The sequence below is a fragment of the Pedobacter glucosidilyticus DSM 23534 genome (genome assembly GCF_000425145.1).
GTDB classification, from domain to species: Bacteria; Bacteroidota; Bacteroidia; order Sphingobacteriales; family Sphingobacteriaceae; genus Pseudopedobacter; species Pseudopedobacter glucosidilyticus.
This window is the reverse complement of record NZ_KE384312.1, coordinates 109,314-134,164: the sequence shown is the minus strand read 5'-3', so window position 1 is coordinate 134,164 and position 24,851 is coordinate 109,314. Positions and strand designations below refer to the sequence as shown.

Annotated in this window: 19 protein-coding genes; 2 read left to right on the top strand and 17 right to left on the bottom strand. The window is 36.6% G+C overall.

From position 1 onward, the window contains the following. Window positions 1-6: 6 nt before the first annotated feature. The gene (locus H510_RS0115130) at window positions 7-885 is read left to right on the top strand and encodes a glycoside hydrolase family 16 protein (RefSeq protein ID WP_026905078.1); all 879 of its coding nucleotides are present in this window, start codon (window positions 7-9) and stop codon (window positions 883-885) included. Between the two features lie 8 nt (window positions 886-893). Continuing rightward, the gene (locus tag H510_RS0115125; protein WP_026905077.1) at window positions 894-3,011 is read left to right on the top strand and encodes a glycosyl hydrolase; all 2,118 of its coding nucleotides are present in this window, start codon (window positions 894-896) and stop codon (window positions 3,009-3,011) included. A gap of 60 nt (window positions 3,012-3,071) precedes the next feature. Here the strand turns inward: H510_RS0115125 and H510_RS19130 are convergent, their stop codons facing one another. The 17 genes from H510_RS19130 to H510_RS0115035 all read right to left on the bottom strand — a co-directional run bounded on the left by H510_RS19130 (window position 3,072) and on the right by H510_RS0115035 (window position 24,851). Further along, entirely contained in the window at window positions 3,072-4,520 is a 1,449-nt protein-coding gene (locus H510_RS19130; protein ID WP_051291299.1) for a sulfatase, read from the bottom strand. Window positions 4,521-4,532: 12 nt separating this feature from the next. Further along, window positions 4,533-5,594: an alpha-L-fucosidase gene (locus H510_RS19125; protein ID WP_051291297.1), complete on the bottom strand. Its 1,062-nt coding sequence runs from the start codon at window positions 5,592-5,594 to the stop codon at window positions 4,533-4,535. Window positions 5,595-5,712: 118 nt separating this feature from the next. After that, entirely contained in the window at window positions 5,713-7,293 is a 1,581-nt protein-coding gene (locus H510_RS0115110) for a RagB/SusD family nutrient uptake outer membrane protein (protein WP_026905076.1), read from the bottom strand. A 13-nt stretch (window positions 7,294-7,306) separates the two neighbouring features. Continuing rightward, a complete protein-coding gene (locus tag H510_RS0115105; protein ID WP_081659299.1) occupies window positions 7,307-10,396 on the bottom strand; it encodes a SusC/RagA family TonB-linked outer membrane protein in 3,090 nt (1,029 codons plus the stop codon). A gap of 402 nt (window positions 10,397-10,798) precedes the next feature. Further along, complete coding sequence (locus tag H510_RS0115095) at window positions 10,799-11,743, bottom strand: FAD:protein FMN transferase (protein ID WP_211226590.1); 945 nt, start codon at window positions 11,741-11,743, stop codon at window positions 10,799-10,801. A 90-nt stretch (window positions 11,744-11,833) separates the two neighbouring features. Continuing rightward, window positions 11,834-12,796: a 2-dehydro-3-deoxygalactonokinase gene (locus tag H510_RS19120; protein WP_036693100.1), complete on the bottom strand. Its 963-nt coding sequence runs from the start codon at window positions 12,794-12,796 to the stop codon at window positions 11,834-11,836. A gap of 130 nt (window positions 12,797-12,926) precedes the next feature. After that, window positions 12,927-14,075, bottom strand: a complete 1,149-nt coding sequence (gene dgoD, locus H510_RS0115085) for a galactonate dehydratase (RefSeq protein WP_026905073.1) — start codon at window positions 14,073-14,075, stop codon at window positions 12,927-12,929. A gap of 14 nt (window positions 14,076-14,089) precedes the next feature. Beyond that, the gene (locus tag H510_RS0115080) at window positions 14,090-14,713 is read right to left on the bottom strand and encodes a bifunctional 4-hydroxy-2-oxoglutarate aldolase/2-dehydro-3-deoxy-phosphogluconate aldolase (protein WP_026905072.1); all 624 of its coding nucleotides are present in this window, start codon (window positions 14,711-14,713) and stop codon (window positions 14,090-14,092) included. Between the two features lie 9 nt (window positions 14,714-14,722). Next, window positions 14,723-15,145, bottom strand: coding sequence for an RbsD/FucU family protein (locus tag H510_RS0115075; protein WP_026905071.1), 423 nt, complete (start codon window positions 15,143-15,145; stop codon window positions 14,723-14,725). A 7-nt stretch (window positions 15,146-15,152) separates the two neighbouring features. After that, entirely contained in the window at window positions 15,153-16,448 is a 1,296-nt protein-coding gene (locus H510_RS19705) for an MFS transporter (RefSeq protein ID WP_026905070.1), read from the bottom strand. A gap of 9 nt (window positions 16,449-16,457) precedes the next feature. After that, the gene (locus H510_RS0115065; RefSeq protein ID WP_026905069.1) at window positions 16,458-18,884 is read right to left on the bottom strand and encodes a glycoside hydrolase family 95 protein; all 2,427 of its coding nucleotides are present in this window, start codon (window positions 18,882-18,884) and stop codon (window positions 16,458-16,460) included. 18 nt (window positions 18,885-18,902) lie between these two features. Further along, window positions 18,903-19,646: an SDR family NAD(P)-dependent oxidoreductase gene (locus H510_RS0115060; protein WP_026905068.1), complete on the bottom strand. Its 744-nt coding sequence runs from the start codon at window positions 19,644-19,646 to the stop codon at window positions 18,903-18,905. Window positions 19,647-19,662: 16 nt separating this feature from the next. Beyond that, complete coding sequence (locus H510_RS0115055; protein ID WP_026905067.1) at window positions 19,663-20,004, bottom strand: L-rhamnose mutarotase; 342 nt, start codon at window positions 20,002-20,004, stop codon at window positions 19,663-19,665. Window positions 20,005-20,008: 4 nt separating this feature from the next. Next, window positions 20,009-21,565 carry an alpha-L-fucosidase gene (locus tag H510_RS19110; RefSeq protein WP_081659298.1) on the bottom strand — a complete coding sequence of 519 codons (1,557 nt, stop codon included), beginning with the start codon at window positions 21,563-21,565 and terminating at the stop codon, window positions 20,009-20,011. 3 nt (window positions 21,566-21,568) lie between these two features. Then, window positions 21,569-23,197, bottom strand: a complete 1,629-nt coding sequence (locus H510_RS0115045) for an alpha-L-fucosidase (protein WP_036693097.1) — start codon at window positions 23,195-23,197, stop codon at window positions 21,569-21,571. Window positions 23,198-23,218: 21 nt separating this feature from the next. Next, window positions 23,219-23,860, bottom strand: a complete 642-nt coding sequence (locus H510_RS0115040) for a hypothetical protein (protein ID WP_155978000.1) — start codon at window positions 23,858-23,860, stop codon at window positions 23,219-23,221. A gap of 4 nt (window positions 23,861-23,864) precedes the next feature. Beyond that, complete coding sequence (locus tag H510_RS0115035; RefSeq protein ID WP_155977998.1) at window positions 23,865-24,851, bottom strand: beta-propeller domain-containing protein; 987 nt, start codon at window positions 24,849-24,851, stop codon at window positions 23,865-23,867.

The following is a 24,851-nucleotide window of genomic DNA, read 5'->3' as shown; positions in this document are numbered from 1 at the left end:
TTCATCATGAAAAAGATCTTTTTAACCTTTATTACAATATCAGCTTCTTTACAGCTTTTTGGCCAACAAAACGATGCTACAAAAGCAGATTTTAACCCACCTCAACAAATAAAAGATTACCAATTAGTGTGGAACGATGAGTTTAATCAAAACGGAAAACCCGACAATAAATATTGGTCTTATGAAACAGGTTTTAAGCGCAATAACGAATTGCAATGGTATCAAGCAGAAAATGCCAATTGTAAAGATGGGATTCTTACCATTACTGCTTTAAGAGAAAAAGTAAAAAACCCAGATTACGATGCAAATAGTAAAGATTGGAGGAAAAACAGAGCTTTTGGACATTATACCTCCGCAAGTATTAATACTAGAGGACTAAAATCTTGGAAGTACGGGCGTTTTGAAATTAGAGCTAGAATAGATTCTACCAAAGGCTCTTGGCCTGCTATATGGACTTTAGGTAATCAAGAAAAATGGCCTGCTAATGGCGAAATAGATATTATGGAATTTTATATCAAAAACCAAAAGCAAAGCATTTTAGCCAATGCCGCACACTTAGGCAATAACTTAAAGCCTAAATGGAATAATAAAGTTATACCACTTGGCTATTTCTTGGAAAAAGACCCAAAATGGTTAGAAAAATTTCATGTATGGCGTATGGATTGGGATGAAAAAGCTATAAAAATTTATTTAGATGACGAGTTACTTAATGATATTGATATCGCAAATACACGTAACCCTGATGGCTTTAATCCCTTTCATCAAGAACATTATTTTTTACTTAATCTGGCTATTGGAGGACAAAATGGAGGAAATCCATCATTATCTAAATTTCCTATCACGTACGAAGTAGATTATGTAAGAATTTATCAGAAAAAACAATAATCAACATCATGGTAAAGAAACTTATAGCCCTATTTATATGTTTAAATATTTTTCATCCTGCGAAAGCACAATTAACCATTTACCCAGCTTTTAACCAAGGTGGCACTGGCCATTTAATTACGGCTAGTGGTTTATATATAGGTGCTAACATTCCTGGAGGGCTTCATAATAAAATAAAATCCATAAAGCTTGATAGGGGCTATATGGCTACCCTAGCAGAGAATGAAGACGGAACCGGGAAAAGCTTTAATTATGTTGCAGCTGTAAGTACTATAACCGTAGATTTAGCCGCTGTTTTGCAAAACAAAGTTTCTTTTATAAGAGTAATGCCGCTACGCAATATCACTAAAAAAGGTATGGGTACAAAGGATAATAATTTAGTTGCAAACGTAAACCCAAGCTGGTTTTATGATTGGGGTGCTTTAGATGTAAGTACAGTAAATAATGAGTTTGTACTTATGGCTTGGGATATCAATTTGACCAATAACTTCTTAAATTTAAATACTTACCCAACCAGAACAGATGTAAATACATTATTAGCGTTTAACGAACCCGACGGTACTGGACAAGCTAATATTCCGGATGTAAATGTTGCATTTCCGGTATATAAAAATTTACTAAGAACAGGTTACAGGATGGGTTCGCCAGCTACCAAAGAAGAAAACTGGAATAGGTGGTTAGCCGATTTTACTACTATAGCAGAAGCCCAAGATGCAAGAATAGATTTTGTTGCTATACATTGGTATGATTGGGGAAATTGGTCTGCTACACAAAATGCCAATCCAAATGTTAATGATTTATTCAATAGATTTAAGAATTATATAGACGCCGTTTATGCACTTTATAAAAAGCCAATTTGGATAACCGAATTTAACGCTAATGTTAACAGGCCGGCAGCTGTACAAGATGCCTTTATGAGACTGGCATTGCCCTATTTAGAAAACGATAACAGAATAGAACGGTATGCTTATTTTTTTGAAACTAGTTTCCCAGCATCGATAAATGGAACGCTCACACCTTTAGGAGAAACTTATAAAAACCATGTATCTACTCCTAGTTTAACTAACAATATTATAGACAATAGGACTACCAATATCGCCTCATCTGACGAGAATTTAGTTTTTAACGGCGATTTTGAAAATAACACTTCTTTTATTAATGGATGGATAACTGCAAATCCGGCAGATTTTGTAAAAGAAACTATAGATGATATTAATATAACCACTGTAAGGTTTGCCTCGGCTACAAACAATAGAACCTTAACCTCAAATGAAATAACCGTAATACCCGGTAAAACTTATCAATTACAATTTACTGCCCGCATACAATCTGCCGCTGGCCCAAGTGGCGGTACAGGCCCTAGCAGAGGTGGAGTTTTTAGTGCTACCATTGTAAACGGAAGCGATCAGGCTGCAACAACGTTTACTCCTTTAACAACCACATCATCAAACAATATCACACGCTTTGCTAGTTATACTGTGCCCATGAGCCAAGCATCAATCAGGTTGAGATTCAATAAAACGGCAGATATAGCTTATTTAGATGATGTTTCCCTTATAGAGCTTATCCCATTACCTATACAGCTTTTATCATTTACTGGTAAAGCAAATAAGGATGGAATAAATTTAAATTGGCAAACAAGTACTGAGGTTAATAACGAAAAGTTTACTTTATCCCATAGTACTAACGGTAAAAATTTCACTCAAATTGCATCTATACCAGGAGCCATGAATTCTTCTGTAACGAGGGCTTATCATTTTACTGATAAATTCCCTGCTAATGGTGTTAATTATTACCAACTCTCTCAAATAGATAGAGATGGTAAAACAGAAACGTTCCCACCCATTGCTATTAATTTTAAAATTACAGATGAAGATACGCAGTTAAAAGTTTATAGTAATTTACAATCTACCCAATTAAGGCTAAACTGGAACCAAGACGAAACTGTAAACACCAGTATTTTTAATCTAAAAGGACAAAGAATCTTTAATGATAAAATTGCTTTACAAAACGGAAAGAATCTAATCAATCTAACTACTTCAGGAAAGTTAGAAATCAATAATATCTACATCATTACCATTAATAGTGCAGATAAAAACATGGCTTTAAAATTTATTGTACATTAATATAAAATCACGAATCAAAGCTTTTTTATAAATGACAATATAATTGTATTAAAACTTAATCTAATTATTTGGATATGCCGGGTATTCGGTAGGGAATAATGCCTTTTCCCTTTTTAACCATTTATTAAGCGCTTTACTTAAGCTCTTGGCTATTTTAGGTTCTTTAGTCAATAAATTATTTTGCTCGCTTATATCATCTTTCAAATTAAAAAGCTCTTCTTTTCCGGTTTCATACCAACGAATCAATTTCCAATCTCCTTTTCTTACAGCAGAGCCTGGGCTTCCTCCCTGATTACTGTAATGTGGATAATGCCAGAATAAGGTTCGTTCCTTTAAATGCTGCCCTTTCAAAAGTGGTAAAAGATTGGTGCTACCTGTATGCTGTTTCGGCATTAAAGGAAGTTTAGCTGCCGCCAAGAAAGTTGCATAAAAATCATTACTAATTACAGGTATCTCTGTTCTACTCCCTGCTTTGATAACTTTAGGCCATTTCACAATTAAGGGTTCTCTTATTCCACCTTCATACAACCAGCCTTTACCTGCTCTTAACGGAAAATTTGATGTTGGTGTACCCTCATTAATAGCTAAACCACCATTATCAGAAAAGAAAACTATGATAGTATTATCTTCTAAGCCTAAGTCTTTTAGTTTTTGCATTACCTTGCCCACGGCTAAATCCATACCCTCTACTACAGCGGCATAAGTAGCATGACTTTGGTTTAAACGTAGTTTAAATTTCCCTTCTAAGCCAAATTCATCTTTTAAACCCATAGCCTTTTTCTTAGCCTCGTATTTTTCTAGCAAATCTTTTCTTCCGGCTAAAGGATTATGTACCGAATAGAAAGATAAAACAGCAAAGAAAGGTTCTTTGCTATTAGCTTGTATAAACTGATTGGTTTCTGTGGCCAATCTATCCGGCAAATGCTCTCCTACAGGGCCATCAGTTAATCGTGGGTTTTTATAAGGAGAGAAATAACTCTTAGGGCTTCCGCTGTGATATCCACCTTTATTGATATCAAAACCTTGATGCTCTGGCCAAAAATCTTCGGTTTCGCCCAAATGCCATTTACCTGCAAAAAAAGTTTTATAGCCCGCACTTTTTAAAGCCTCGGCTATGGTTACTTCTTTTAAAGGTAAATCTTCATGATATGCTGCCGATAGCAATGAGTTGTTAGCTTTTGTTTTAAGATTTGCCAATTCTTCATCGGGTTGTGGCGCACCAAACCAATTGGTAGCTTTTATACTGCTAGGATACTTACCGCTCATGATACTTGCTCTGGTTGGCGAACAAACTGGGTTTGCTGCATAGGCCTGCGTAAAAAGCAAACCATCTTGAGCCAGCTTTTTGATGTTAGGTGTTTCGTAAAATTTGCTTCCGTAAGGTTCTGTATCTGCCCAGCCTAAATCATCAACCAAAAAAAACATAATATTAGGTTTAGCAACTTCTTGAGCCTGGGTGGCTAAACAGAAAACACTAAATAAAGCAGTAATAATGGCATTTCTTTTCATAATAGATTAAAGCTATTTTTTATTATCGGCTTCCAACATCTTACCCACTTGCAACAAAATCTCTTTGCTTTTTACTGGTATTTTACCAGTACCATCCGGACCAATATTTAGTAAAAAGTTACCACCTTTACCATTAATATCTTGCAACATTTGGTAAACTTTTTCAGGAGATTTCCAATTAGAATCGTTCTTTTTAAAGCCCCAATTATCGTTTAAAGTATAGCAAGCTTCCCATTCATAATCAACTGCACTATCAAAGTGAAATTGTTCTGGTGTACCGTAATCTTTGGTAAATGATTTCCTTTTGGCTACCCTGTTATTGATGATGATGTTAGGCTTTAATTCTCTAATATAGGTATACAAATCTAAACCATCTTCTAAAGTCCACCAGCTAACCCAATCTCCATCAAACCACATCAAATCAGTATCGTAAAGGTCTATTAACTCTTTAACCTGATTTTTCATGTAGTTAACATAGGCTGTTTTTTGCCCTTGTTTCATGATGTTGTTAGCCCAAGGCCATTCATCATCCTTACCTTTATTAATATTATTTTTTTCTTGTGATGGATGATGCCAATCAAAAAGGCTGTAGTAAGTACCAAATTTAATACCGTGTTTACGGCAGGCATCGCTTAGTTCTTTTAAGATATCTCTTTTAAATGGCGAATTACCTACATCAAAACTGGTGTATTTGCTATCCCAAAGGCAAAAACCTTCGTGATGCTTAGTTGTAATTATAATGTATTTCATCCCAGCTTTCTTAGCCATTTTCACTATAGCTTCAACATTAAAGTTTTTAGGGTTAAAATGGTGCGCTAACAACGCATATTCTTGTGGTGATATATCTGCGTTAGCCTGTAGCCACTCTGCATATTTGGGAATATCCTGACCATTCCAAACTCCTCCTAGCTGACTATATAGCCCAAAATGAATAAACATACCATATTTGGCATCTTTAAACCATTTCATACGAGTCTCAAATGCTTCTTTAGTTTCTGGTAAAGGTGGTTGTTGGGCGGATATAGAACCAGTAGAAAAGTAAAATAACAAAATGGATAAGACAGCTATTTTCATAAATAAGTTTTAAAAGATTGTTTAGCCTATAAGGATAATACCATAGTAGTTAAAATTACAAATCCGGAGCTTAGATAGTTAAGCTACGGATTTGCATGAAATTCAGTTAGTCATTTTATTATTTCCAAGCCGGATGTTGCTCTAATTTCTTATTAGCATCTAACTCGCCTTGTGGAATAGGGAAAGTTTCTGATTTTAAACCTCTATACTGGGGGTTATAACCAGTAATATTATCAGCTCTCATTCTATTGTAAGCGGCTTCCACTTCTCCCCATCTTTTCAAATCAAAAAAGCGTAAACCTTCAAACGCCAATTCAACTCTTCTCTCGTGTCTTAAAATATCCCTCAATTGTGATTGAGACCTACCTGCACCTTCTGCAGTTTCAATACTTGGCATATTTACCCTAGCTCTTACAGCGTTAATAAGTGTATAAATCTCTGGATTGGTAGGGTCAGATTCTATCAACGCCTCTGCTCTCATCAATAATATATCGGCGTATCTTAGGATATAAAAATCTTGCGATTGTGCCCCGGCAATTGCTGTACCCAAGGGAGAAGTTCTGGTATGCGCATATTTTCTTTGCCCATAACTTGTAAAGTTAGATGCGCTATTAGCATTAAAAAATACATTATTGCCATTATTTTGAACAGCAAAAGCATCCCCTCTAAACCAGATGGTTAAGGCTAATCTTGGGTCTCTGTTCGCTTTTTGCACTGCACCGGTTGCTGTTGTAGGAAAGCTAACTGGCTGCCCAGCGGTGTTATAAAATTCGTTAACTAAATTTGCCAATGGCTGACTATTTACTTTAGGTTGACCATTAAAAGATGCTCCAAAAGTTGACCCAGTGCTAAAACCAGCCGCTTCTTGAAATTTTACAGAAAATACAATTTCCCTAGTATTTTCACCAGCTTCTGTGAAAATGGTTCCAAAAGGTGTATTCAAATTGTAATAATTCAAATCTATTACAGCCTTTGCTGCCGCTGCTGCTGCTTCGTGATTTTTATTGAATAATTGTACACGAGCTAATAAACCTAAAGCAGAACCTTTGGTTGCATATCCAGTTAATGATGTAGGAACTGTTATAGGTAAAATTTCACTTGCAGCCGTTAAATCTTCTACAACTTGAGCAAGGATTTCTGCTTGTGTATTTTTTGGAACAGACGCAGTTTGTACTGTTTGTACAGTGGTAATCAAAGGGGCATCTTCAAAATAAACAGCGATGTTAAAATAAAATAGTGCTCTAAGAAAACGAGCCTGAGCAATTAAAAATGCTTTATTCTCATCCGTAATTTGTTCTGTTGTCATTCGTCCGATACTAGTTATAGCCGCGTTACTTCTAGCAATGCCTCGGTAATTAGAAGCCCAAAAACCATTAAATATTCTACCATTAGTTATCGATGGATCAATGTTTCCTTCAATGTAATTCGCTGGGCCTTCAAATCTATAGGAGTTAAATGCATTATCAGTAAAGGTATCATAAACAGGTATGCCTATACCATTAAATTCGTTTAAACCACCTCCATACATAATTCTATCCTGCAATACATCATAGATACCATTGATACCTAATTGTGCATCCGAAGAATTTTGCCAAAAGTTATCTTCTGCAAGCTCAGTTAATGATGACCTTGAAAGGAAATCCTTTTTGCAGCCTGTAAACAAGGCTGCTGCTATGAATAAAACAAATATCTTTTTCATGTTAATTTTATAGTTATAGATTGAAGTTTAAACCAGCTGTATAAGTTTTATATAAAGGCACTAATCTCCCGTTTGATTGTGCAGGTCTTTCTGGATCATAGTTCTCCATTTTGGTGAAAGTAATTAAGTTTTGCCCCGACACGAACAACCTGAGACCGTTAATCTTCATTCTGTTAAGTACTTTTCTAGGAAAATCGTATCCTAATTCTATATTTCTTAATCTTAAATAAGATGCGTTTTGTACATAAAAAGATGAAACAAGGGTATTATTAACGCCTCCAATTCTTGGTAATGTAGTACTAGGGTTTTCTGGAGTCCATCTATTTACCCAGTAAGATAATGCATTATCTCTATCACCAGCTAGTGGTTCGGCACCGCCAGAAGTTAATAATCTATCAACTCCGGCTACGCCTTGAATAGATGTTGATAAACTAAAACCCTTATAGTTGAAGCTAGTATTTAAACCATATAACCAAATTGGATATGGATTACCAATTACTGTACGGTCATTACCATCTATAATACCATCAGGAACACCATCTGGACCGCTTAAATCGGCGTATCTGATATCTCCAGGACGTGTAGTAGTACTTCCGAACTGAACGGGTGCAGCAGCTATCTCTTCTGGTGTTTGAAAAATACCAATTCTTTGATATCCGTAATATGCTCTGAAAGGGTCTCCTGGTCTAATAATATCTGATAGATTAACAGTTTGCACTCCATCACCTAAATCTAGAACTCTGTTTTTAGCATTTTTTGTCACATTAAAACCAATGTTATAATTTAAACCGTTTCTCTTTTTATGAGTAAAGTTTACATTTAACTCTAGCCCTCTATTTAAAACCGTTGCTGAGTTTTGCGCTGCTAAGCTAGATACCCCTAAGGTTGCTGGAACTGGGAAATTAGTATATAAAACATCAAAACTTTTTCTATTAAAATAATCGGCCTCCAAAGTCAATTTATTTTTAAAGAATGCTGCATCCAAACCAATATCGTATTGTTCAGTAGTCTCCCATCTAATAGTTGGATTGGCTAGCCTTGTTAATGCTATCCCTGAAACAACTGTTCCTACGTTATTATTATTACCTAAAATATAATCTAAACCTGCATTATAAGTTTGAGCGAATAAATAGTTTCCAATACCATTATTCCCCGTTCTACCCCAGCTTCCTCTCAACTTTAAGCTTGATAAAACATCGTTTTTAATTAAGCCAGACATAAACTCCTCTTTAAAAATATTCCACCCTGCTGATAGAGAAGGGAAATTGGCATACCTGTTAACTGGAGCAAACCTTGAAGAACCATCTCGTCTTAGGTTAAATTCAAATAGATACTTCTCTTTAAAGTTATAATTAATACGACCAAAAATAGATTGTATAGCATTTTCATTTGCGCCACCACCTTCAGCTATCGGATTTGCTGTACCACCACCTTCGAACTCTTGAATAGCATTTGAAGGAAAACCAGATAATGAAGCTCTGAAACCATCATTTTTACGATAAACTGTTGAGTACCCAATTAATGTATTGAAGTTGTGCTTTTTATTAATTTTAAAATTATAACGTAATAAGTTATCGCTCAAAATACCATAATTGAAAGAGCTAATGTTTAACAATCTGTTTAATTGAGTTGATACTACAAAGTCATCTTGGTCAGTATTGGTAGGATTAAAATCAGAAGTATTTGTAAAATTTAAATTTAAGGTAACGGCAGTTTCTATAGTTAAATTTTTCACGATTGTGGCTCTAAGAAACGATCTATTGTTAAAGTCATAATCGTCTAAACGGTAATCACCAACAACACCAGATCTTACGAAGTTAAATTCTACTGGGAATGATGCATTTTGATTTCCTCTTGCTCCATCCTGAAATCCTGGTCTTCCATTTTCAGCTATCAAAGGGATAGTTGGCGCATTACGGGCAAAAGAAGAAATTATACCATTTACGGCCCCCAATCCACCAGTAGGACCATTTATCTGACGATAATTTGCAGCTAAATTATTCCCCATATCTAGCCACTTTCTTAACTTCGAATTTACATTCAATCTAAAATTATACCTGTCAGTTTCGAAATCACCTTTAACAATCGCATCTTGAGTTAAATAGCCTAAAGACATTCTGTATCTGGTATCGCCCTTTCCTCCTGAGATTGCTATAAAATGGTTTTGTAAAAGAGCTTGTTGAAGTGATGATTTTGCCCAATTGGTGTTTGCAAATCTAAATGGATCAGATCCTGTTAAAATTAACTGAACTTGCTCATCAGTGTATCTTGGTGCAAATGTTCCACCGTTTGCTAAATTTTTAAATTTCTCGTTATTTAAAATTGCGTAGTTGTAAGAATCTAAAAACTCAGGAACAACGGTAGCTTCTTGTAAACCTACAAAATTATTATATTCCAATTTAAATGTGTTTCCATCGCCTTGCTTAGTAGTAATTACTATTACACCATTTGCGCCTCTAGCACCATAAATGGCACCAGCAGAAGCGTCTTTTAAAACAGTTATAGACTCGATGTCTGATGGGGCTAATCGGTTAAATTCAGCCAATCCTTCAAACTGCATACCATCAATCACCACTAAGGGTGCTGAGTTTCCAAAAGTTCCTAATCCTCTAATATTGATATTTGAACCATCTTCACCAGCCAAACCACTACCTTGGGTTAGTTGCACACCAGAAAACTTCCCATACATTAATTGGGCAGTATTGGTAACAGGGACATTAACAGCGCTATCCAACCTTAAAGTTTGAACAGAACCAGTTAAATTAATTTTCTTTTGAGTACCGTAACCTACTACAGCAATTTCATCTAATAAGGTTGTAGATAATTTTAAACTTACATTAATGACTTTTTGATTTCCTACTGTGATATTCCTACTTTCAAAACCCACAAAAGAAAAAACAAGAATATCAGTCGGCTGAGCATTAATTTTAAAAGATCCATCTAATTGGGTTACTGTACTCCTATCTGTATTATAAACTTTAACAGCTACACCAGGCAAAGGTTCTTTGTCATCATCAGAAACAACTTTTCCGCTAATGACATTTTGTGCCACTAAGACACTCGATGAAATTAACATCAATAATAAAAGGGTATAAAACTTCATACGAAAATTAATTAGTTTACAATTGGTTTAATTGGTTATGTAAACCTATAAATACTAATTCGATTTGTTAGTATGAGTTAAATAGATTGATATAAATTACACCCGATTTTGAATAGGAAACACCCCTTCATCCATCTCATTACCTAGACCTACAGCCCATTTATTTAGAAAACTGTTAAGTAGCATCTTCTATAAAAGTCCAAGAAAGAGCCATATCGGGTATTTATTAGGAATTAATAAGTAAATAACAGGGTATTTATAGGAATATAACAGGGTAACTAACCTTATAACAACCCTGTTATGACCCTGTTAGCACCCTGTTAGTACCCTGTTAGCTATAGATTTAGACATCATGATACACACGCTTTCTTGGCTAAAGAAAACAACATAACTTATAGTCAATTAAGGCGCTAGGAGCTTGTAAAATCCAGTTGTAGCGGTATCTTTTAGCAGACCTTGCTGTTGGTAAATAAAAAAGGCCTCCAACTCTGGATGTTTTTTTAAAAAGTGAAGAGCTTCTGCTACATCCATACCCATTAAAACATTATCATAAGCATCTGCCAGCATAGCGGTTTTAGCATAAACCGTCACACTGATATTTTTACTTTTGATAGAATAACCAGTTTTGGTATCAATCAAGTGTGTTTGCTTTAAACCTTTGGTCTCTACAAATTTACGGTAGCTTCCGGATGTGGTGATAGCTCCTTTTTTAGGGATGATGATTTTTTGAAAGGCTGTTTCCTGTAGATTGGGGGCTTCTATACCAATTTTAGGATAAGAACCATCAGGCTTTTTTCCTTTCATTCTTAATTCGCCACCTATTTCTACAATATATCTTTTGATACCTCTTTGCTCTAAAAAATCGGCAAGAATATCTACCGAATAGCCTTGTGCTATACCGTTTACATCTATTTTTACAGCAGGATTACTTTTGATTAGGCTATCCTTTTTAAGGATTAATTGCTGATACCCTACATTTTTTAGTATTTTTTTTACTGTTAGGCTATCTGGTAAAGACTGTTTGGGTTTCCCTAAAAAACCCCATGCCTCTACTAAAGGAAAAACGGTGATGTCAAAGGCTCCGTTAGAGGCTTTAGCTACTTTCTGAGCTTCGTTTACCACTTTTTTCAAATGCTTATCTAATACTACGCCTCTTTTGCTTTGGTTAAACTGGCTGATGAGTGATGTATCATGATAAACCGATAAAGATTGATTTAATTCGGCTAAAATAGCTTCAATTTCTGCTTCAGCAATTAAAGCTTTAGATGCGTAATACTTTATGCTATAGGTTGTACCTTGGGTATAGCCTTTGATTTCGTAAGTTTCCACCACCCTTTGGCTGGGCATAAAGGAGGAACAAATGAGACCTATTAAAACCAAACAGTAGCGAGCTTTAAATATCATTCATCTTATTTTGCCGATGAAAGTAAGTATTTTCTATTGATAATGGAGCATATATAGCTGGTAGTGCCCATTTATGATAGCTTCATCTATACTTTTTTGTGATACTTGCTTGGTCAAATCAAGGGCTTCCAAAGCACATAAATAACTCTCGCTTAAAATACCGGAAGCCAATAAGGTTATAGCTTTATCCGTTCCTTTTAATTCTTTTAATTCTGCACCAATTAACAAGCCACTTAAATAATAGTAATTGCTCTCTTTACTAAACTTATTAAACAGTTGGTTGGTTCTTACCCAAAACATGGCATGCAGTAAATTGGCTTTAAAACTATCTAAAACACCTTGTTTAAAGCTTTTGGCATTGTCTTCATCTGCTAAAACACCTTGCTTTTCTACTGTTGTTGCTAAAATACTTTGGGTGCTTAATAAGCTAAAAAGTTCGCCCGTCATGTAAGTACAGAAGCCTACAGCTTTATCATCAACAGTAAAAACGTGTTTAGAATGTGTACCCGGAATAATAAAAACCTGTTCTTTAATTCTCTTATCGGGCTGGCAACCTACTAGTTGTATTTCTTCGCCTCTGATTACATCATCTGTAGAGCAAACACCTGAAACTAGGGTAAAGGGATGCGGAAAATTTGAGGTAGCAGAAAAATGAACAGTTTTTAAATCGGCACCGTTTAAAGAGAATGGAAGCTCTTTATAAGGTACCTCCTGCATGCCTACTGTAGAAGATGCCATACCAGAGATGATGATAGGACGGCCATCTAAGCTTTTACCAAATTCTGAACTTATTTTATCTATATTTTCCTCTAAAAAGGATAGATAAAAGTCTGTTCTTCTATCAGTATCAGCTCCAGCGGCTTTCCATTTCTGGAATAAGCTAGCATTACCTTCGGCATTGCTTACTTCTGCTAAAACCTTTAAACCGTAAGCATCTACCAAACGTAGTCTGAAAGATGATGTACCCCAGTCGCAACTTAAAAACAAATTATTCATGTAGGAGAATTAAGAAAAGAAGGAAATCAAAAATGCACATCTTTCTGAAAGAAGATTTATTAAACCAAACCAATGAATACACCCTTCAAACAATGAACGCTTATGACTCCTTCTTTTTATCTTTTAATGATTACCACTCTGCTATACTGCCGTCCTGATGGCGCCAAACCGGATTTTTCCAGTTGTGCCCAATTTTAGCCATAGCTTTTACGTGGTCTTCATTTATTTCTATCCCGAGGCCTGGTCCGTCTGGTATTTTAACATAACCATCCTCGTATTTAAACACATTTTTATCAACGATATAATCTAAAATATCACTACCCTGATTATAATGGATACCCAAACTTTGCTCTTGAATAAAAGCATTGTAGCTGGTGGCATCTACTTGTAAACAGGCTGCTAAAGCAATAGGCCCTAATGGGCAATGTGGCGCAACGGCAACATCAAAAGCCTCAGCCATAGAGAATATTTTCTTACACTCTGTTATACCACCTGCGTGGGATAAATCGGGCTGAATGATATCTGCATAACCACCTATTAATAAATCTTTAAACTGCCATCTAGAAAACATACGCTCTCCAGTTGCGATAGGAATAGAGGTTAGGTTAACAATTTCTCTTAATGCTTCGTTATTTTCTGGTAAAACAGGTTCTTCAATAAACATCGGCCTGTAAGCCTCTAGCTCTTTGGCTAAAATTTTAGCCATAGGTTTGTGTACCCTACCATGAAAATCTATACCTATACCAACCGCCGGACCAACAGCTTCCCTAACAGCGGCAATACGAGCTATAGCGGCATCTATTTTATCATAAGTATCTATAATTTGAAGCTCTTCGGTAGCATTCATTTTTACTGCTTTGAAGCCTTTGTCTATCATTTCTTTGGCGGCAGTGCCTACTTCAGCCGGGCGGTCGCCACCAATCCATGAGTAAACCTTCATGGTATCACGAGCTTTACCACCTAATAGTTGATAAATTGGTGCATTATAGAATTTACCTTTTATATCCCAAAGTGCTTGGTCTATACCAGCAATGGCACTCATTAAAATAGGGCCACCACGATAAAAACCTGCCCGGTACATCATATTCCAATGGTCTTCTATATTTTGAGGATCCTTACCGATTAGGCCTTCCATTAATTCTATAACAGCGGCTTTAACTGTAGCTGCTTTACCTTCCACAACGGGCTCGCCCCAACCTACAATACCTTCACTGGTTTCTATTTTAAGAAATAACCATCTTGGTGGAACCTGATATAATTCGTAACCTGTAATTTTCATTTTAAATATGGATATTATTGAACAGCATCTATAAACTGCTTCGCTTTTAAGCTCAATTGTTTTAAATATTCATCATTGATGGTTTGCTTAGCATCAACCAAAGAACTGCCAATACCATAAGCCACAGCACCAATTTTCTTAAACTCTTTGATATTATCTAAACCTACACCTCCAGTTGGCATAATAGGAATTTGTGGCAAAGGCCCTTTTACATCTTTGATATAGGCTACACCTGCGCTTGCTGGAAAAACTTTCACAATATCGCCGCCCCAGGCATAAGCATTTAGAATTTCTGTAGGTGTGTATGCCCCAGGAATACTTACCGCACCATGTCTTCTGGTCATGTGTATGGTATCGATATTTACCGTTGGCGATAAAATAAATTTTGCCCCAGCGTAAATTGCTGCTCTAGCAGATTCAGGATCTAATACAGTACCTGCGCCTATTAAAACTTGGTCTCCAATACTATCTGCCAGTTGTTCTATAACTTGTAAGGCTTTTGGTGAGTTTAGGGTGATTTCTAAAATTTTCACACCTCCATCTGCTAAAGCAAAAGCCACATCCTTAGCTTTATCGGCGGAAACGCCTCTGATAATGGCTACTATTTTATGTTGATATATATGATGTAATGTTTGCATGTTGTTGATTTATTCAGGCCTAATAACTCCTATTTCTAAAATGATATTGGCAAATCTTCTAACCTCTGCAGTAGCAATAGCTAAACAAACATCAGGCGTTTTGGCAATATCATAAAACTCGTACCTTTTAAGCACTTCAAATGGCGTATCCTCATCAAGAATTTGTTTAAATTCATGATGGATAGGTTGTGGTGTTTCATCTGGTGGTTGCATGATGTAAGCTTTTTCTACCGGTATGAAGTTTTTGATTACTTTTAATACATCAATAACATTTAAAACTCCGGGAGTAAGATTTAAGTAAACCTTTTTTGCTGTTTGTGGCGTACAGGTATTTACTGGAAAGTTACCATCAGAAATTAAAATTTTAGCGCCATGTCCATTTCGGCCTAATTCCATTAATATCTCGGGGTGTAGTAGTTGTGTTTTTAACATGGCAAATTTAATTTGATTGATTTTCTTGAAGATTATCCTGATTTACATAAGCATGTAATTCTTCGTCTCTTACCAAAGGCCCTATAACAAATAACACTACACATAAGCCTAAAAGTGCTAATACGCCATAACCTATGAAAACCGTATTGTATGCCGATGAGTAGCCGTATGCATCAGAAAAATTCTTAACCGTTACACCAGATATAGATTGAAAAATAGCGCCTCCTAAACCAGAACCAACACTTGCCAAACCCCAAACAGAAGCTGTTGCATTTTTTGGAACAACATCAGCAGGGAAAGCCATAGAGTTAGCGGTGTAAGAAGAGTAGCCAAAACCCGCTACTGCTAAAACAGCTATTGCAATTGCTGGCGAGGTGATAATCAACGGACCTAATATTAATGAGCCAGCCGTCATCAAACCGAAGATGGTAACGGCTAATTTTCTGGCTCTAGGTACTGGCATGCCTCTTTTAATTAAGGTTTGAGTAAATAAGCCTCCTAAAATATTACCAAAATCGGCAGAGATAAAGGGTATCATGGCAAACCAGCCAATCATGGCTAAATCCCAACCGTGTACATCAACCAAATACCGCCCAATCCAAAAGGTTATGAAATACCACACAGGATCCATCAGTACTTTAGATAAAGTAAAACCCAATACAAATTTGTTTTTGATGAGTTTTTTAGCGGGGATGGTTCTTAATTTGGTTTCTTCTAGAGCTTGTTTGGGGGTATAATAAGTAAACCAAAATGCAATAAGCCATATATAGCCTAAAGAACCTACGATGATAAATGTTGCTTTCCAGCCATATACAGTACCTAAAAAGGCAATTAATGGTGGTGCAACTACAGCACCTATAGCAGAACCACTATTAAAAATACCCGATGCGGTAGAACGCTCGCTTTGTGGGAACCACTCGCTGGTTAATTTAATAGCCGCTGGCCAGTTACCTGCTTCGCCTATGCCCAAAAAGAAACGAGCTAAACCAAAATGCCAAGGTAACCTTGCTAATGCGTGTAACATAGCGGAGGTAGTCCAAAAGGCCATGCAGATAGCATAACCTAATTTAGTTCCCAACTTGTCTATAGCAAAGCCAGAAAAACCGTTAGAAACCATATAAGCCACAAAAAATGCAGTGGTAATATATCCAAAAGCATCATCTGGAATGATTTCCCTTAAGGCTCCCTCGGCACTTAAATAATTAAAAGCCAAACGGTCTATATAATTTAAAACGGTTGCTAAAAACGCAAAGCCTATCATGACCCAGCGCATTTTAGATGGCTTAAAAGTAGTATCTGTCATTAGTTTAGGTTAGTTGGGTAAAACGGTATAAGTCTTACCTGCTTCTACGTTAAAAGTATATAAATTTTCCGCTGTTTTTGTAAGCTTAATTACCTGTTTATTCAGCAGGATTTTCACTGGTGTTTTGCTTCTTAAATTGCAGGTTTGAGTAAATTTTGAGGTAATTGTGGCCTCTTTTAATTCGCGGTTTGTCCAACTGATATTAACACCATAGCCTCCTCTGGCTCTTAAGCCCTTGATATTGCCATCTTTTAAATCTTTTGGCACAGCTGGCAGCAAGTATAATTCGTTAGAGTGACTTTGCATCAGCATTTCTACTACACCAGCAGTAATACCTTGTATACCTTGGTTTCCTTCAAAAGAAGGTGTGATATCACTATCCTCTGCTCGTGGGTGGATGCTGATATCGGTAAGCATAGATTTTAAAATCTGATATGCTTCTTCAGGCTGTTCAAAACGGGCTTGTTGATTAATTTTCCAAGCACCAGACCATCCCTTGTTGATATTACCTCTTCTATCTAAAACAACTTTTACAGCTTTAGCCAGTTCTGGTGTTTTCCTTAGGGTGATATCATCATCAGGATATGAAGCAAAAAGATGCGAAATATGCCTGTGACCTACTTGCATTTCTTTAAAATCATGTAGCCACTCTTGCAACTGACCAAATTGCCCAATTTGATGTGGTGGCAATTGTTTCATGGTATCTTCTAATTTTTTAGCAAAAGCAGCATCTTCACCTAAAACTTTTATAGCTGTTATACAATTTCTAAACAGGTTTCTTATGATTTGATTATCCATAGAAGAACCTGCAGAAACAGAAGCTTCTTCTCCTTTAGCGGTAAAGAAATTATTCTCTGGCGAGGTAGACGGGCAAGTAACCAAATAACCAGTTTCTGGATCTTTAACCAGAAAATCTAAAATGAACTCTGCCGAACCTTTCATTAAAGGATATATTCTTTTAAGATAAGCAGCATCAGGCTCGTAGTTGTAATGATCGAATAATTGTTGCATAATCCAAGCACCGCCCATTGGCCAAACAGATGCTTTTGGATTTGGATCTGTTGGTGCCGTATTAAACCAAATATCTGTACCATGATGTGCAACCCAGCCTCTACATCCATATAATTCTTTGGCTGTTCTGGCTCCGGCTTGCGCTAACATCTCTGTAAAGGTTAATAAAGACTCGTTTAAACCAGCCAAGTTTGTACTTTCTACAGGCCAATAACATTCTTGTATATTGATGTTTAATGTCCAACGCCCTTGCCAACGCCCCTCCATGTTGTCTAACCAAATATTATGATTATTAAAAGCTAAGGTATTTTCTCTAGCTCCGGCCAACATCAGGTATCTACCATATTGGAAATACTGCGAAATATATAAGGGATCATGAGCCCCTTTACGTAAAGCTAAAATCCTATCAGTAGTATTCATCTTAGCTTTTTCATGTCCGCCTAAATCAATTTTACAACTTGCAAAAAGCGGCATATAATCTTTCAGATGACGATTTTTAAGCTCCGTATACTTAAATTTCGCTGCTTTAGCGATGTAATCATTACATCTTTGTTTCTCGTTAGCGCTAACATCATTATAATTTACCCAATTGGTAGCCCCAGCAAGTATTAAAACCACTGTATTGGCATTGGTGATATGAATTTCATCGCCCGTTTGTCCTTCCTTTTTTATAAAATTAGTTTTACCACCTTCTGCATTTACTTTTAAACGCGATTGCCATTTGATAGCGGCGGGTAAAATCTTTTTAGCATACTCTTCTCGGTTAAGCTCTGTGGTTGTACCGTTCATCACGATATCGCCGTTTAACAACTGAGTTACTGCCGATGATTGTAAACTACTTAAAGAAGCCTTTAGGTTGATGCTTTGAGGTTTACTCGCAGTAATACGCATCACCACCACTTGGTCTGGGTAACTGGCAAAAATTTCTCTTTTGTAGTTTATACCGTTTAGCTGGTAGGTAATGGTAACTGTAGCGCTATCCATACTTAGCTTACGCTGATAGTTTTGTGCTTTTGCTTCATCATGATTAAAACCCAAATGAAGAATACCCATAGGTTGGTAGTGTTGTACCCTTAACGGGATGCTACCTAACCTAGATGAAGCCTTACTTGCCGCAGTATAATCTTTTTCAATGAGGATTTTCTTTCTGATGTCTTCCAATACTTGTGGCCCTTGTGGATTATTAGGATTGTAAGGCCCACCAGACCATAAAGTTTCATCGTTAAAAGGAATAACTTCTTGGTTGATACTGCCACCAATCATAGCCGCAAATCTGCCTGTTGCTATAGGTAAACCTTCCCAATACTTTTTTGCTGGCTGATTATACCACCAGCTCATCTCAGGGCTGTTTACTTGCTTGGCGTTTTGCGCTATAAGGGATATGGAACAACTGTAAAGAAGAATAAAAAGAAAGTATTTTTTCATCAGAAAGCCTTTTTAGATTTAGCAAATACGCATGCTCATACCACCATCTATAACCACATTTTCACCAGTTATAAAATCGTTTTTAAGTAACATAGCCACAGCATCTGCTACATCTTCTGGTTTACCTTCTCTTTTTAATGGGATACGGTTTTCTATATTATTTTTTACTTGTTCTGGTTTTAAGAAATCTTGGAAACGCGTACGAATAACACCTGGCGAAACACAGTTAACTTTAATATCAAACTCGGATAGTTCGTAAGCTAAAGCTCTTGTAAACTGCGGTAAAGCACCTTTAACCACGGCATAAGCCAAAGCTCCTTTAACACCTCTTAAACCTGCTGCTGAGGAAATGAGAATGATACCACCAGAACCTTTTCTTTTCATAGAAGGCACTGCTGCCATACATAAATGAAAAACGGCATGTATATGAATATCAAAAGCGCTGTACCATACATCTTTAGCACCATTTAGTAAACTACCTGGGGCTGCGCCACCAGCAGAATGTACCAAAACATCTATATCGCCTAAAGCTGCAATGGTTTCTGCTATTACGCGTTCGCAATCTTCGGGCTTACTCATATCGCCTTTGAGCAATACACAGTTTCTGCCTAAACTTTTAATTTCATCTATTAAAGATTGATCATCGGTATTTCTGGCTACTAAACTGATATGCGCCCCTTCACGAGCAAGTTTCAATGCAGTTTCTGCGCCAATACCTTGTGTACCACCCGTAATAAGGGCTACTTTATTTGTTAATTCCATTGTATATGTTTTATAATTAAGCTTTTAATTCAAATATTTTATTCATGAGTACCCACTTCTCGCCTTCTTTTGCCCAAGCTAGTGGTTGTTGAAATTTCCACATCAATTTTTCCCATTCTTGTACTTTAGGATTTTCTGCATCGGCTTTAGCCTTTGCATCAAAACTAAAATCATCTTTGGTTTCCATAATCATGAAGAGCCTATTGCCTGTTCTGTAAATCTCTATGGCGATTATGTGTGCATCCAAGATGCTTTTTTTGATCTCGGGCCAACCGTTTTCTGCTTTATGCCAATGTTCATACTCTGCCATAAGCTTCTCATCATCTACTAAGTCTAGCGCTAAACAATATCTTTTCATACTTCTACTGTGCTATTTTAAATGTATAAACCAATTGCTCTTCTGTAGGAATAGCATTTTTTAACTCATCAGGAACTTGAATAGCTAGACCTTTCTTAGTAGAATATTTCCATTTTAAAGGTTGATTAGACCCAATTAAATAGATTTTAGAGCCTTTTACTGGCTGTACAGTTTTTAGATTAAAGACTTTATTAGGCCACTTAAAACTATGAGCATATAGCGTTTTACTATCTTTAGAACGGGTAAATCTGATACTATCACCTTCTTTCCAGTGCTCGCCTTCACGGGCTCTGGTTCCGTAAATAGCTTCTCCGTTTGTTTTTAGCCATTTACCTGTTTGCTTTAATTGTGCTTCTGCTGTTGGATGAAATTTACCATCACCATCGGGGCCAACCCCAACCATAAAATTACCACCCTTTGCAGCACAGTCTACAATATTTTGCACTACCCATTTGGCTCCTTTATGCTTATCAGCCTCAGCTTCATAAGAAAAAGTACGACCCAAAGGATATATCACAAACCAAGGCACTTGTGTATTTTCTTTTGCACCAGGCACAAAACCTTCTGGTGTATAATAATCTCCGTAATTACCTATACCACGGGCTCTAAACATCACATCGGGCTGGATTTTACGCAGTTCTATCATGGTTTCTCTGAGGTAATGCCATACCGCCGGACCAAACCACATATCCAAGCAAATCATATCTATTTTGCCGTAATTGGTTAATAGCTCTTTCAACTGCTCGCGGTGGCGCAACATGGCTCTCTCAACTTCTTTTGGTGTAGGGTCTGGTGCCATGATAGGCCCATTTTTACCATAATGAGATTCTATAGCTCCTTCTGGTTTATAATCTTTACCTCTTACCGCTAAGGTTGCAGAAGATGGCGTTTGCAAAGGATGCCAAACGTAGGGACGAAAATCAGCATCGTACCAATCTGGATTAGAGTAATATAAATCTATTTTGATATCTCTTTTACGGGCAGCATCGGTTAGTTCTTTAACAATATCTCGTTTAAAAGGACCTTCCATTATGCTATAAGCAACATCGCAATCTTCTATAACCGGACCACCCGGAGCGGTATAATTTACCCTCTTTTTAACTCTGGTTTTGGTATCAAACAAAGAAAAACCTTCGTGATGTTTGGTAGTGAAAGCAAACATTTTCATGCCGCTTTCTTTAAATAATTCCATCCAGTTATCTGCATTAAAACCTGTAGGATTCCAAGTTTTATACATATCGAAATAAGCTTGCTTTTGCTCGTTAGGAAGTTTTAATAATGGCCAAGATTCTTTCTCTTGTTTGATAACAGAATATAAACCCCAATGGATACGTACGCCAAATTTCATGTCATTAAAAGCCTCATAAGCTTCTTTTGACGCCCAAGTATATTCTTCGACTGGGTTTTCTTCTATATAACCACTGGTATAATTATATTGCCTATCTGTCTTAGGCAAATAATGTTTAGCATTTTCTTCAACACTTCTGGTTTGTGCCTGAATAACAAAAGGAAGCGTAAATGCTACGACAAATATTTTTATAACGCTATTTCTCATCATCATAAATTAAACTTGTACAGCAAAACTGTAAGCTATTTGCTCTTTTTTAGGAATACCTGCTCTTACTTTTGCTGATGTCTGAAGGGTTAATTCCTTGGTTGAAGTATTATAATTCCAGTCGACCGCTTTTTGGTTACCTAAACAAGTAATTTTTGACCCCGCCTTAGGCTGTACGGTTTTTAAAACCAGTTGATCACCAGGCCAATCTAAACAATGTACATAAATGGTTTTTTGGTCTTTAGAACGGGTAAACCTGATGTTGTCTCCTTCTTTCCAGTGCTCGCCATCTCTGGCTCTGGTAGCATAAATTCCATCGCCGTTTTTCTTTAACCATGCACCTACTTCTTTCAGTTGTTTGATAGCCGTTGGTGAGAATTTCCCATTTCCATCAGGCCCAATACCTACCATAAAGTTTCCACCTTTAGAAGCAGAATCTATAAGATTTTTCACCACCCATTTGGCACCTTTATATTTCTTTGATGATGGATCATAGGAGAAAGAACCTGCTAAAGGATAAATAACAAACCATGGCGAATCTGAATTTTCTTTATTGCCTGGCACAAAACCTTCTGGCGTGTAATAATCCCCATAATTACCTATACCGCGGGCTCTAAACATCACATTAGGTTGTATTTTTCTAAGCTCTAACAGGGTTTGTCTGAGTTGAGGCCACACTCTTGGACCAAGCCAAATATCCAGACAAACCATGTCTACTTTACCATAATTGGAAAGCAGCTCTGTTAATTGAGCCCGGTGTCTGGCAATCATAGCGGCTTCTTCTTCCGGAGTAGGGTTAGGTACAATGGTTAAAAATGCTTTTTGCCTTTGCTTAGATCTTTCAAATTCGGTAAATTCTTCGTCATCTGCCTTGGCTTTGCACCACTCTTCGCTAGCTGGGATTTGTAGTGGATGATAACCATAAGGTCTAAAATCTGCATCGTACCAATCAGAATGTGAATAGTATAAATCTATTTTGATATCATGTTTACGGGCAGCATCACACAGTTCTTTTACAACATCTCTTTTAAAAGGTGTGTCCATGATACTGTAAGTAGTATCACACTCTTCTATTTTAGGGCCACCTGGGGCAGTCCAATTAGGACGACGTTTAACTCTGGTTTTAGTATCGTACATAGAAAAACCTTCGTGATGTTTGGTGGTAAAAGCGAACATTTTCATACCGCTTTCTTTGAAAAACTCCATCCACTCGTTAGCATCAAAACCTTTAGGGTTCCATGTTTTGTAGAGTTCCTGATATTCTTGTCTCTTTTGGAAATCAAAAGCAGGCTCTCTGTTACCTAAAAACGGCCACGACTCGCCACCCATTTCTAAGATAGAATATAAACCCCAGTGTATTCTAACTCCATATTTCATATCCTGAAATGCTTCATAAGCTTCATCAGATGCCCAAGAATATTCTGGAATAGGATCGTCTTCTATATAATTTTTTGACCTTTTATAGTTTTGATCGGTTTTTGGTAAACGGTGAGAATATCTTGAAAACTTACCACTTAATGAAGCATAAAAAGGCTGTTCTTCTTGCGCTAAAAAGCTTAAACCTTTGGCTATTTTAGTTGATAATAATGCGCCAGCGGTTAAGCCTAAACTGTTTCTTAAAAAATTACGTCGTTTCATTAAATTTTCCTTTTGATGAATTTATTTGGAGTTTATCACAGTGTCTTCTGTCTTGAAATATTTAATATTTCTCCACTTGATTTCAGGGTTGGCATCAGCCTCGTTATACAAACCGTATTTATGATAATAAGGGTTAGAGTCTTTAGCCTCAGCGGTGTAAGTTAATTTACCATCAAAGTAAACATCAACTGTTTTGGTATTGGTGTTATGGATAACATTTAGCTTTACCCATTTATTCTTTAAGTTATGGATTACTTGTTTGCCTTTGTAGTGTACAGAGCCATTATCTAAATCACTCACAGAAACGATATGACTTAACCAAACCTGCATGATACAAACATCATCGTTACGCTCTGGTCCGCCGGCTTTAGTTATAAAAAATTCGCCTTCAAATTGTGTTTGTCCGGCGGTATAATCATCCATCACCCTAATCTCACAACGTTGCCTAACTGCTTTCCCGTTTGCATCTGTGGCTGGATTTAGCCACAGCTTAAAACTTTCTACCCCATTTTCATTGGTATAACTTGAATGTTGAGTACTATTTTCTTGTTGTAATTTGGTTTCTGGATAATAAGGCAGCCAATTTTTCCCTATTTGGGCTGTTGCCTGAGATAGAAAACCAAAACAAATAAAAATGACCATAAGGCTTAAAATTCTCATCATTTGCTTATTTAATATTACCGAACCTAACATCCTCAGCTTTATCATCGTTTAAAAATTGAATAATGGTTGATGGACCTAAATTCACAGGTGAAAGCCATTCTTTTAAAGCCCAAACCACTTTCTTATCTGGTGTAACTTCTAGAAATTGAGCAGGTAAATTTTGAGGCTCTATTTTATACTTCTTCCATTGGTTAAACCAATTGTTAATTAAAGTATTTCCATTAGGCAGACGATAGGCCATCTGCATCCCAAAAATTCTGTAACCAGTTAAATCTTCGGGTTTTAATTCCCAAACCGTTTTACCTTCTCTGGTTATCTCTCTGATGAAATTCTTATTACAAACTGCTAATAAATTACCATTAGCGAGCTCTTCTACAGACCAAGGTGTTGGGAAATCAAGATTTAAAAGTTGCTTACCATTGCTGTCATATTCTATGATTTTACTTAAATCCATGTGTGCAACTAGATAAGTTCCTCTTTTAGTTAAACGGGCATGTCTAAACTGGATGTGCGCTCTAGATGTATCTTTTACAGGAATAGCAAATTCCTTTACAAAATCCCCAGTACGGATATTTACCACCCTTACTTTAGGCTGATTGGAGTTTTCAATAAATATGACATGTTCTTTTCCGATGGGCTGTGCGGTGTGTATCTCTGTCCCTTTAGGGCAATTAAGTTTCCATAAGAAATTCTTGTTTTTATCTATCACTGCTAAACCATGTTGATGTGCAAAAACAATGTTTCCGTTAGACATTAAAACAGCATCGCTTATTTCTCCCTTGCCCAAAGTATCTATGTAAGACCAAGCAATTTTACCGTTCTTAACGATATACATATTTCTATGCTTTTGCTCGCCGGCATACAAGAAATCATATTGTTTAAGTCCTTTACCGGGTAAAACAGCCGGAGTTGTTGGCTCGGTAATGAGCTCTTGCGTATAAGCTTTTGCTATACTCAAGCATAAGAAAAAAAGCGCTGCTTTAATCTTCAT

Coding starts and splice junctions, on each gene's coding strand:
- H510_RS0115130 (WP_026905078.1), top strand. CDS start 7: ATGAAAAAGATCTTTTTAACCTTTATTACAATATCAGCTTCTTTACAG.
- H510_RS0115125 (WP_026905077.1), top strand. CDS start 894: ATGGTAAAGAAACTTATAGCCCTATTTATATGTTTAAATATTTTTCAT.
- H510_RS19130 (WP_051291299.1), bottom strand. CDS start 4,520: ATGAAAAGAAATGCCATTATTACTGCTTTATTTAGTGTTTTCTGTTTA.
- H510_RS19125 (WP_051291297.1), bottom strand. CDS start 5,594: ATGAAAATAGCTGTCTTATCCATTTTGTTATTTTACTTTTCTACTGGT.
- H510_RS0115110 (WP_026905076.1), bottom strand. CDS start 7,293: ATGAAAAAGATATTTGTTTTATTCATAGCAGCAGCCTTGTTTACAGGC.
- H510_RS0115105 (WP_081659299.1), bottom strand. CDS start 10,396: ATGAAGTTTTATACCCTTTTATTATTGATGTTAATTTCATCGAGTGTC.
- H510_RS0115095 (WP_211226590.1), bottom strand. CDS start 11,743: ATGCCCAGCCAAAGGGTGGTGGAAACTTACGAAATCAAAGGCTATACC.
- H510_RS19120 (WP_036693100.1), bottom strand. CDS start 12,796: ATGAATAATTTGTTTTTAAGTTGCGACTGGGGTACATCATCTTTCAGA.
- dgoD (WP_026905073.1), bottom strand. CDS start 14,075: ATGAAAATTACAGGTTACGAATTATATCAGGTTCCACCAAGATGGTTA.
- H510_RS0115080 (WP_026905072.1), bottom strand. CDS start 14,713: ATGCAAACATTACATCATATATATCAACATAAAATAGTAGCCATTATC.
- H510_RS0115075 (WP_026905071.1), bottom strand. CDS start 15,145: ATGTTAAAAACACAACTACTACACCCCGAGATATTAATGGAATTAGGC.
- H510_RS19705 (WP_026905070.1), bottom strand. CDS start 16,448: ATGACAGATACTACTTTTAAGCCATCTAAAATGCGCTGGGTCATGATA.
- H510_RS0115065 (WP_026905069.1), bottom strand. CDS start 18,884: ATGAAAAAATACTTTCTTTTTATTCTTCTTTACAGTTGTTCCATATCC.
- H510_RS0115060 (WP_026905068.1), bottom strand. CDS start 19,646: ATGGAATTAACAAATAAAGTAGCCCTTATTACGGGTGGTACACAAGGT.
- H510_RS0115055 (WP_026905067.1), bottom strand. CDS start 20,004: ATGAAAAGATATTGTTTAGCGCTAGACTTAGTAGATGATGAGAAGCTT.
- H510_RS19110 (WP_081659298.1), bottom strand. CDS start 21,565: ATGATGATGAGAAATAGCGTTATAAAAATATTTGTCGTAGCATTTACG.
- H510_RS0115045 (WP_036693097.1), bottom strand. CDS start 23,197: ATGAAACGACGTAATTTTTTAAGAAACAGTTTAGGCTTAACCGCTGGC.
- H510_RS0115040 (WP_155978000.1), bottom strand. CDS start 23,860: ATGATGAGAATTTTAAGCCTTATGGTCATTTTTATTTGTTTTGGTTTT.
- H510_RS0115035 (WP_155977998.1), bottom strand. CDS start 24,851: ATGAAGATTAAAGCAGCGCTTTTTTTCTTATGCTTGAGTATAGCAAAA.